At 68.0% G+C, this 7,668-nt stretch carries 7 protein-coding genes; 2 read left to right on the forward strand and 5 right to left on the reverse strand.

Annotation, left to right across the window (positions count from 1 at the left end; genetic code table 11):
- Positions 1 to 282: 282 nt before the first annotated feature.
- Entirely contained in the window at positions 283 to 1,566 is a 1,284-nt protein-coding gene (locus tag VFV67_RS27060) for a recombinase family protein (protein WP_326473478.1), read from the reverse strand.
- 531 nt (positions 1,567 to 2,097) lie between these two features.
- Between VFV67_RS27060 and VFV67_RS27065 the strand changes: the two genes are divergently transcribed.
- Together VFV67_RS27065 and VFV67_RS27070 are read left to right on the forward strand one after the other, a co-directional pair.
- Positions 2,098 to 3,441: an MFS transporter gene (locus VFV67_RS27065; protein WP_326473479.1), complete on the forward strand. Its 1,344-nt coding sequence runs from the start codon at positions 2,098 to 2,100 to the stop codon at positions 3,439 to 3,441.
- 21 nt (positions 3,442 to 3,462) lie between these two features.
- Positions 3,463 to 3,702 carry a hypothetical protein gene (locus tag VFV67_RS27070; RefSeq protein ID WP_326473480.1) on the forward strand — a complete coding sequence of 80 codons (240 nt, stop codon included), beginning with the start codon at positions 3,463 to 3,465 and terminating at the stop codon, positions 3,700 to 3,702.
- A gap of 1,020 nt (positions 3,703 to 4,722) precedes the next feature.
- Here the strand turns inward: VFV67_RS27070 and VFV67_RS27075 are convergent.
- From VFV67_RS27075 to VFV67_RS27090, 4 genes are all read right to left on the reverse strand, one after another.
- On the reverse strand, positions 4,723 to 5,448 hold the full coding sequence (locus VFV67_RS27075; RefSeq protein ID WP_326473481.1) for a hypothetical protein: 726 nt from the start codon (positions 5,446 to 5,448) through the stop codon (positions 4,723 to 4,725).
- A gap of 326 nt (positions 5,449 to 5,774) precedes the next feature.
- Positions 5,775 to 6,560: a zinc ribbon domain-containing protein gene (locus VFV67_RS27080; protein WP_326473482.1), complete on the reverse strand. Its 786-nt coding sequence runs from the start codon at positions 6,558 to 6,560 to the stop codon at positions 5,775 to 5,777.
- Positions 6,561 to 6,949: 389 nt separating this feature from the next.
- A complete protein-coding gene (locus VFV67_RS27085) occupies positions 6,950 to 7,183 on the reverse strand; it encodes a VOC family protein (RefSeq protein ID WP_414636354.1) in 234 nt (77 codons plus the stop codon).
- On the reverse strand, positions 7,150 to 7,668 hold a 519-nt coding region (locus VFV67_RS27090), incomplete at its 5' end, for a GNAT family N-acetyltransferase (protein WP_326473483.1). The genes VFV67_RS27085 and VFV67_RS27090, both read right to left, overlap by 34 nt.

A 7,668-nucleotide genomic window follows, 5' to 3' on the forward strand; every position in this document is an offset into this window, starting at 1 on the left:
AGGCAAGGATGGAGACGACCGAGGAATCCGAGTTAAGCCCCTCATGCGGCTACCAGTAGCGCGACCGGCACACGGGCTCTGGTAGCATGTTCACATGGATACCTGCACTGCGCAGGTATGCCACAGGTCGGCGTTGAGGTCCTCGGACACTCCTTTACCCCACGGCCATCTTGAGTGCGCGGGCTCGTGGTGTAGGACCGATAACGGGCGATCTGACGGTAACCGATCCGGTGCGCTGGTCGGCCCCGAAACCGTCCCCGTGCTGGAATTCCAGCCCAAGGGTCAGCGCCCGTTGACCTGTGGACGGTGAGGCGTTGGTGGCCTCGTAGGGTGCTGTTCGCCGGAGTTGTCGATCGTTGTTGGTGCAGACGATCTGAAGGCCTCGCTCGCGCAGGACGTCAACGGAATCGTGCTGTGCTCGGTCACCTTCCATGACATCGGCGAGCAAGCCGGGGAGGGCGTCCAGGAGATGATCTTCGCGGTGGTAGACGTTGCGGGGTGCGTCGACCGGCCGGTGGGTGGCGCTGGTGTAGAGCCGTGCCGGCAGCGGTAGCCGGACCGGCCGTGGACCCAGTGCGCGTCCATCCGGCGCCCGCACAGCCCGCACACCGTGAGCCCGGCGAGCGCGAACTGGCGGACCGCACCGGTCTGGGTCGGTCGATCGACGCGGATCCGCTGGACCGCCAGAAAGGTGGCGTCGTCGACCAGCGCAGTGTGGGCGAGATGCTCGGAGACCTCCCATTCGGCTGCTGGGTTGCGCCGGACCTGACCGGAGCCCCGCCCGCCGGGCCGGCCGGTTCCGCTATGGCCGTGGGTGCTGTGCCGGTTCCACACCTGCCGGCCGGTATAGCGCGGATTCTGCAGAATCATCGCCACCGTCCGCACAATCCACCGTTCCCCCGTGCGATGCGGATTCCGGGACGCGTCCGCGCTGGACGGGCACGGCACATTGCGCTCGTTGAGCTCGCGGACCAGCGAGGCGAGGCTTCGGCCGCGGGCCCGCTGGATGAACAGCCATCGCACCCAGGGCGCGGTCGCCGGGTCCGGCTCCAGCCCGTGCACCCGCCGGCCCCACCGGGCATGCTCGACGTTGGGATGAGGTCCCTGATCGGCCAACCAGTACCCGTACGGGGGCCGCCCACCGAGGAACCGGCCCTGTACCCGGGTCTGCGCCCGCATCGCCGCCAACACCCGCGCCCGGGCCCGGGCCACCTCCCGCTGGGCCTGCGCCCCCAGCAGGACCATTAGCGCCTGGTGCACCGGACTGCCCAGATCAACCGGGCCACCGGCTTCCGGCACCCACAACTTCACGCCGACCGCATCCAACTCGGCTGCTACCTGTCGGAACTGATCACCACAGAACGCGCGCTCGTACTCCCCCACCACCACCGCATCAAACCCACGATCCGGCCGCCGCGCGGCGGCCAACAACGCCGCCGCAGCCGGACGATCCGGCCACGCCCACCGCCGCGACCGGCCCTCGTCGAAGAACTCCACCACGATGGCCCCGTACCCTTCGACCAACTCCTCCGCCACCGCCCGCTGCCACTCCGACGACGTGTCCACGTCCTGAAACTCGCAGGTCGACATCCGCCCGTAGAACGCAAACCGCAATCCCTGCTGTACCGCTCCGGCCGCATTCCGTCGTCGACCACGCCGCCGATTCTCTACCGCCGCGACGAACTCCACCCCGCTCAATGTCGCCATGCCTGGTCCCTTCTCTGCGTGCACCAGTCGCACAGACCGCCGGCGGACCGGCCGGCCGCGGGTGGTGGTGAGCGGGGCGGGCGGCGCGAGAACCAACGCGAGGAGAAGCGGATGACCGATACCGGCGCCCGCATCGCCGGCTGGGTGCGCGGCAACGCCGCCCGGGTCGGTCTGCCTTCGGGAAGCGAATCTGCGGTCAAGTCATTGCCTGTCCCGCGGACGTCCGGTCTTCGCGCCGGCGCCGGTTTCGTTGTTGGCGTTCCCGCTCACGGCGGCTGCAGGTCGCCTTGCGGACGGTGGCATTGCCGGGGCATCTTGACAAGCACGGCAGCCCTACGAACTATCTAGTTCGTACGTCAGGCTCGCCGGCGTCTACCCAGGAGGATCGCGGTGTCCACCGACCAGACCGAGATCCCCGCCGCCCAGGGCCGGCCCCGCCAGGCCGCGATCGCCGCATGGGTGGGCAGCGCGCTGGAGTACTACGACTTCTTCATCTACGGCACCGCCGCCGCGCTGGTGTTCAACAAGGTCTTCTTCCCCACCTCCGACCCGGCCACCGGCACGCTGCTGGCCGTTGCGACCTTCGGCGTCGGCTACGCGGCCCGCCCGCTCGGCGCGTTCCTGCTCGGTCACGTCGGCGACCGGCTGGGCCGCAAGAAGGTCCTGGTCTTCACGGTCCTGCTGATGGGCGTCGCCACGTTCCTGGTCGGCTGCCTGCCGACGTACAACCAGATCGGCGTGCTCGCTCCGATCCTGCTGGTGGTGCTACGGCTGCTCCAGGGCCTCTCGGCGTCCGGTGAGCAGGCCGGAGCCAACTCCATGACACTCGAGCACGCGCCGCCCAACCGGCGCGCCTACTACACCAGCTTCACCCTGAGCGGCACCCAGGCCGGGCAGATCCTCGGCACCGCGGTGTTCCTGCCCATCGCCGCACTGCCCGAGGAGCAACTGCTGTCCTGGGGCTGGCGGGTTCCGTTCTGGCTCAGCGCGTTCGTGGTCGTGGCCGGCTACCTCATCCGGCGCCGGCTGTCCGAGACACCGGTGTTCCAGCGGCAGGTCGCCACCGCCGGCGTCGCCCGGCTGCCCGTGGTCGACCTGTTCCGCGACCACTGGCGTGACGTGGTGCGTGTCGTGCTGGCCGCCCTGATCGCCTCGGTGAGCACGATCTTCACCGTCTACGCCCTCAGCTACGCGGTCAACACCATGGACCTGGCCCGCGCCCCTATGCTGTGGGTCGGCGTGCTGGCCAACGTCGTCGCGCTGGCCGCGCTGCCGCTGTGGGCGAGCCTGGCCGATCGCATCGGCCGCAAGCCGGTGTTCATCGCCGGCTCGGTGGGCTGCGCCGTGCTCATGTTCGCCTACCTCGCCGCGATCGCCGCCGGCAACTATCCGCTGATCTTCCTCGTCGGCATCCTGATGTTCGGCATCATCTACAGCGCGGCCAACGGCATCTGGCCGGCCCTCTACGGCGAGATGTTCACCACCCAGGTCCGCCTGTCCGGCACGGCCATCGGCACCCAGATCGGCTTCGCCATCGCCGGCTTCTCCCCCGCCATCGCCGCCACCATCGACGGCAACGGCACCAACTGGCTCCCCGTCGCCATCCTCACCGCCGCCTTCTGCCTGATCAGCATCCTCGCGGTCGCCACCGGCAAGGAAACCCACCGCATCCCCACCGAAAACCTCGGCCGCACCCCCACCCCCGCCAACCGACCAGACCCCATCAACACCTGACCGGCGCTACGCGTCGAAAGCGTGCTCGAGCCGGCCAAGCATGTCGGCCAGTTCGATGATCTCGACGCGGTCCGAGCAGGGCCCAGCCGCTCGTACAGCCGGATCTCCGAGCCCCGCCGGGCCAGAAGCCGGCCACCCAGCGCAGCGACCGCCACCAGCACGCCCAGCGACCAGACGTCGAACTCCACCATGTGGTTGTCCCGCGCGCTGCCCCGGGTGAGCGTCATCGTGAACGTCGCCCCCGTGCTGCGGACGCGCTAGCCGGTGGGGGCTTCGGCGAGATTGTCGTTGCCGTCCCACCGCGGCTGGTGCGCCGGGTCCGCGCAGGACGTGTTAGCCAACTTCAAAATCTCTGACCACCACTCGGCGGCGTGCCGGAACACAACACCCGGCACGCCGCCCACCTCAACCCACCGATGAGCTGAGGGCGGAAATCCTGGTAGAGCCCGGAGCGGACCGCCGACTCGAGTGGAGGGTCCGGACCCACCGTCGCCGACCGGTGACAGCGGTTTGTCCTGCCAGGACCGTGGATGCCGACTGCTGGTGGGCCGATTCCAGAAAGGACGTCTGGCGTGGTGGCCGTTCACAGCACATGAGCACGTGACCGTACTTGACGCGTGGGCCCGTCCGGTTCATGGTGAGTCCTTGTTTGGCCCAACATCAGTCGCCTGCTGGCAAGGTCCAATGTCCAGTTGGACTATCCACACGATGTCACAAAATGCTGGACGTCCACCGAGGTTCTAAGCATCTGTCCGCGCGCAATAAAGGTAGTTGCAGCGACAGACTAGTAACCAGCTTCGGGAGGCCGCGTGCAGCGCCTGTTCCAGGCGGATCGCTCGACGTCGTACACGGTCGGTTCGCGGTTCTGGACGGCGGACACGCCATGGGTCGACCCGCTGATCGCCGCGGCCGCGATGGGCGCGGTCACCAGCCGGCGAACAACCCGCCCAGACCTTCGCCGGCGTGGCACAATGGATCCCGCATGAGAGGCTGATACGGTGCACCGCATTACGGAAATCGCCTGGAATTCAGGGGATTTCCTAGGCAGTCGTGTTCGAGTCCCTCGGACACTCTTACCCACGGCCGGCTGGGGTGCGCGGGCTCGTGGCTGCGTGGGTCGGTCGTCCGGCTACCACAAGGTCACGCTCTACTGGTGGAGTGCTGGAGGTTCGTCCGGGACAGCAAGTATCCCACACGTGCCCTGTTCGTGAGTCACCTCGGTCGGTTCGTGCGCGGTGTGAAGGCTGGACGGTTCGAGCACTGAACGACAAGAAGGTCGGATCAGGGAAGTATTTCGATCGGAAGTCTGTCACTTCTTATCGATGATCGCCCCTGCGCGAGGATAAAGTGTCTCGGGTCTCGTTCCATGAACGGCTTAGGTATGGTGATCGTCGTCGAAAAGGAACCTTTTGAGTCGGCCGTCACCCGCGTCACCGATTGGAGGTCAACCGATATCTCCACCGTTTCGTTGGCCTGGAACTGTGAGCCTTGAACGGTTACCTTGTCCCCGATGTGTGCGCTGTCCTTCGAGAGCTTGATCGACGCCGTTGTCTCGAGTCTGTGTTGCTGTGTACGTTCCTCGAACTCCTTGAAGCTCTTGTCGACCTGCTGCTGAAATGCGGCCACAGCCGCTTGGTCCGGCCCCGCGGTGGCGGACTGCTTCGCGAGCTCCAAGCAGTCCTTGACGACTTGCAGCGCAACGGGCGTGTTCTCCTCCTGCACCTTCTTGCGTGCGACGCTCAACGAGGCGTCCGCGACCACCCTGAACGAGCCCCCCACGCTCGCGCTGATCTCGTCGGTGACGTTGAAACCCCGGCCCTCCGTGCACCCGACGTACTGAATGGCCACCCGGTCTAGGCACTTGCCCTTGTACGGATTAAGCCCCTCCGGGCACTGCGGCTGGGCCTCCGACCCCACACCGCAGCCACCCACGAGCAACGCCGCGAAGAGCAACAGCGCTAACACGCCGGAACCCGTCGCGATTCGGTAGGTGCGGTACACGCGCATTGTTGCCTCCGCTCAGGCGAGCTACTCAGCGGGCATCCCAGGCGGTGCCACGTCGTGCTGACTATCGCCAGCCGTCGCCACGGCGTAATGCGCTCCAGCCGATTCACGCCTGGCGGTAACCCGTCCGGAGTAGCCCGGCGATGTCCGGCTCAGTGGCGGGCAGCCGGAACGCAATTCCGCATCAGTAGCAATACCCGGTGACACGCGAGATCCCGTGATCACGCGCCGACGCGGTGACGTCGACCGTCACTGAACGCCACAGCTCACCACTGCCGTCACCGAGATGCTGGTCGGCCCGGTCATCGCCGCGCGCCCCGAGATACCGGTTAGCGGTCGGCATGCCGACCGCTCAGCGATATGCGTGTAGTTAGCGTGCAACTTCGTCCTCGGACACGTTCACTATCCCTACCGTCTGGCCGGATGGTCACGTCTACCGTCCGTTGCTTCGCGTGGTAGATCATCTCGAGTCGTAGCTCTTCGTAGAGCGCATCGAGTTGTGCCGGGTCGCCGTCGTTGAAGGCGCTGCCGATCTGATCTTCGAGGGAGTCGAGCCGGGCATAGATCTCGGCCCGGTCGATCGTATGGTCGGCGGGCAGCGCATGTAGCTCGGCCAGGGCGGCTTCGTACTGTTCGTGCGCTTGGTTGATCGCGCCGACCAGGGCGGCAGGGTTGGCGCCGGCCTTGATCGCGTCCTGCAGGCGGCGCAGCTCAGTCTCAGTCTTGTCCACCCGGTGCTGCACCTGCTCCCGCCGACCCATCGGACCGCGTTGCTTGGCCGCCGCGCCCAGCAGGCGATCCACCGTGGCGTCCCGGTTGGCCGGGTCGAACAGCTCGCCGAGCCAGGCGTTGACCAGCCGGATCACGGCCCGCTCAGGGAGATAGATGTTCTTCGGGTGCCCCTCGAGCGCGGGTGAGCCGGGCACGATGCCGCGTGCCGCGCACCGGTAGTAGATCCGCTCCTGACGTGGGGTGCCTTCCATCCGGCGCTGGCAGTGCCCGCACCGCACCCGCCCGCGCAGCACGTAGGGCCGCTTGGTGCGCTTGGGGCCGCGCTCGAGCTTGCGCCGGGCCGGCAGGCCGCCGGCCGCCCGAGAACGGCGCAGCAAGGTCACCTCGGTGAACAGCTCGACCGAGACGATCGCCGATGGGCGGGCTTGCGCGACCGGACGATGCGGTCCGGGCTGGCACGGCGGAACCGCACCACATGCCCGCGGCCCGGTGACCCGGTTTGTGGCCGATGGCGCGCAGGTGCTCCTGGTCGGCAGCGACCAGCCCGGCGCCCCTGAGCCAGTCGCGGACCTGCGCCGGCTGTACGTCTGCGAGACCGCGCCGCGCGCCTTCCCACTTGCCGGCGGAACGGCCGCCGCCTGTGACACCAAGGCAAGACACGCCATGGTGGCCGTCGTCGCCGACACCGCGGTTCGGTTCATTTCACCGTCGCCGTCCCGCCAGACACCCGCGAGCGGATCCTGGCGACCCCGACCGTGTCGGCAGACCGGCCCTAGTCGGGATGGGCGCTGATCCGGAGCACCGTGCCATCCGGGTCGTGCAGCCGCATCTCGTACATCCCCCAGGGCCGCACGGATGGTGGTTCGGCGATGGTCGCGCCGCGCCGGCTCCACTGCTCGAACAGATCGTCGACCTGTGCGGTGGTGTTCACGTCAAGGTGTAGCCGGGTCGGGTGCGCGCCGGCGACCTGGGTCAGCATGAGGTGGGCACGATCCCGGAAGACCAGCGCGGTACCGGGCTCGTCCGGGTCGTCCTCGGCGAGGAACCGGCCGGCCGGGTCGGACCAGCGCCAGCCGACCTGAACCCCAGCAGGTCCCGGTAGAACCGCAGGCTCGCGGACAGGTCGCGCACCAGAACGTTGGGCCGGCAGGCGTAGATGGCCGGTTCGTCGGCCCGGCTGGGCCGGTCGCCGGCCAGCAGCCCGAACAGCAGGTCGTCAGTCCACTCACCCTTGACCCAGGTGTGCTGGACGCGCCGGCCCTCCCGGCGAAACCCGAGCCGGTCCAGCAGCTTCGCCGATGCGGTGTTGCGGGCGTCGCAGTCCGCCGAGACCCGGCGCACTCCGGTACCGAACACCCGGTCCAGCACGCACCGCACCGCCTCGGTCCCGTAGCCCTGTCCCTGGTACGGCCGAGCCACGGTAAACCCCAACTCCGCCTGCATCCGGTTGTCGTGCAGGCATATACCGATGTCGCCGATCAGCACGCCGTC

The organism is Actinophytocola sp. (assembly GCF_035762905.1).
Taxonomy (GTDB): domain Bacteria; phylum Actinomycetota; class Actinomycetes; order Mycobacteriales; family Pseudonocardiaceae; genus DASYTH01.